Source organism: Caldicoprobacter faecalis, from assembly GCF_900115765.1.
GTDB classification, from domain to species: Bacteria; Bacillota; Clostridia; order Caldicoprobacterales; family Caldicoprobacteraceae; genus Caldicoprobacter; species Caldicoprobacter oshimai.
On the sequence record NZ_FOXR01000075.1, the window covers coordinates 1 to 2,266 of the forward strand.

The 2,266-nt window shown below is 33.2% G+C and carries 2 protein-coding genes; both read left to right on the plus strand.

All coding sequences use genetic code 11. From position 1 onward, the window contains the following. On the plus strand, positions 1 to 726 hold a 726-nt coding region (locus tag BM241_RS12050), incomplete at its 5' end, for a carbohydrate ABC transporter permease (RefSeq protein WP_143094103.1). 31 nt (positions 727 to 757) lie between these two features. Beyond that, positions 758 to 2,065: a CehA/McbA family metallohydrolase gene (locus BM241_RS12055; protein ID WP_092282902.1), complete on the plus strand. Its 1,308-nt coding sequence runs from the start codon at positions 758 to 760 to the stop codon at positions 2,063 to 2,065. Positions 2,066 to 2,266: the final 201 nt, after the last annotated feature.

The window sequence follows — 2,266 nt, forward strand, 5'->3', positions numbered from 1 at the left end:
TTATACCATAAAAGAGAGGATGTTTCTATATTTTTATGCCGAAAAATGTTGATTTTTCAAGGTTCAGAGCTCATTTTTTATGTGCGAAGTCTGAGTTCTGTATATGTTTCCCTTTTATCTACAGCGCTACAAGTTATATTATCGGCTTTGGGTGGTTATATACTTGTACAAAAGGAACTGCCGTTCCAAAGAATGATGACATCTTTTATTCTCCTTACTATGATGATACCAGGAGATCTTACTTTGATCTCTATATATCAAGTTAACAAGCAATTAGGGTTACTTAATTCATATACAGGTTTAATTGTAAATGGTCTTATTTCTGCTTTTTGTATATTGCTTATGAGAAATTATTTTTTAACAGTTCCTGCATCTTTGGCGGAGTCAGCTAGATTAGATGGTGCTAGTGAGTTTAGAATTTATTGGAACATATTTTTGCCTTTATCTATTCCAGGTTTAGCAACAGTTTCTTTTCTGGAGTTTGTTGGAAAATGGAATTCTATTATGATACCGGCGACTTTGATAACGGAACAGAGGCTTTATACTTTACCGTTGATGCTAAAGAGTATTATTGTTGATTCTTCGTCTATTTCTGGAATACCCCCAGCACCAGATAATGCCGTTATGGCTGCTATTGTCATATCTTCTATTCCTCTTGTATTTGTTTATATCTTTGCACAAAGATTTTTACTGGAAGGAATTACACTAGGAGCAAGCAAGGAATAATTGTGGGAAGAGTTTTAAGGAGGAAAATTATATGGAGACAATAAAAAAAATTGAGGTATTTATTGATAAAGAAAAAGAAGGGACATACTTTCAAGTACCATTTGAAGTTCCAGATGATGTGTCAAGAATAGATATAAAATATTCCTATCCGAGATACTTAACAGTAAAAAACGGAATATCGGAAAAAATATACGAAAAAAATATAATTGACCTTGGTTTGGTAAATGCTGATGGGGAATTTGTAGGTGCTTCTGGTTCCAATAAAACTCATATTTGGGTAAGTGAATATAGTTCTAGTTTAGGATACGCTAAAACCAAAATAAAAAAGGGAAAATGGGCAATTATAGTTGGGGCTTATAAAATTATGGATGGTGGTGTTTCGGTTGAATACGAAATTACCTTTACACATAAAGAGCGAGTTTTGTTGAAAGGTGATTTACATGTACACACTTTGTGTTCAGATGGAAACTTAAGTGTGGAAGAAGTAATTTTTTTAGCTAAAAAAGCAGGCTTGGATTATATTTTTATTACTGATCACAATAATTATTTCCATAACAATACTCTAAGAAGTGACGATGATATTACTGTTATGCCCGGCGTGGAATGGACACATTTTAAAGGTCATGTTAATATGTTGGGAATAGAAAAAGCGTTTGATGGTGTTTACTACACCAATACTCTTGAAGAAACTCAAGAAAAATTGAGAATAGCACGCGAGAAAGGAGCAATTGTATCAATTAATCATCCTTTTTGTACTGATTGTGGCTTTAAATGGGGTCTCGAAAATGTAGAATATGATTGTATTGAAATTTGGAATGGGCCGATGAAAAGGTCAGAAATGGAATGTATTAAATGGTGGCATGATGAACTGTGTAAGGGGAGAAAGATACCAATTGTTGGAGGAAGCGATTTTCACAAGCATGAAATAGGTAGGGGTATAGGTTTACCTACAACGTGTTTATATTCTATATCAAGGGCGCCATCTGATATATATGCTGCTATTCGTGAAGGAACCGGTTTTGTTACTTATATGCCTAATGGACCTACAGTTTATATGGAGTGTGATGGGAAAATTCTGGGGCAAACAGTTGAATATAGATCAGGGATAAAAATAAATTTTGTATTTGCAAAATTACACAAAGATGACATAATTAAAATAATTACAAATAAAAGTGTTGAAGAAATAACTTGCGATGCTGATGTGAAAGAAATGGTAGTTGAAAAAGAACTAGACAATGTTATGTTTTATCGAGTGGAAATATATAGGCATTATATAAACGATTTTCCATCATTACCAGTGCTAATATCTAATCCTTTGTATGTAGATTGTGAATATTAAGTGATAATTTCTATTATGTGCGAAAATTGCAATTTTCAACAAATTTATGCATCACACCCCTTGAAGTTAAGTCCATATAATTGTGTAAAAAGGGGTTGAGCCACCCCCACCCCTCTGGTTAGAATTAAAATGTAAAAACCAAAACTAACTGGAGGGATGAGAAATGGCTCAATACAATATTACCATTGATTCTGAAATTTT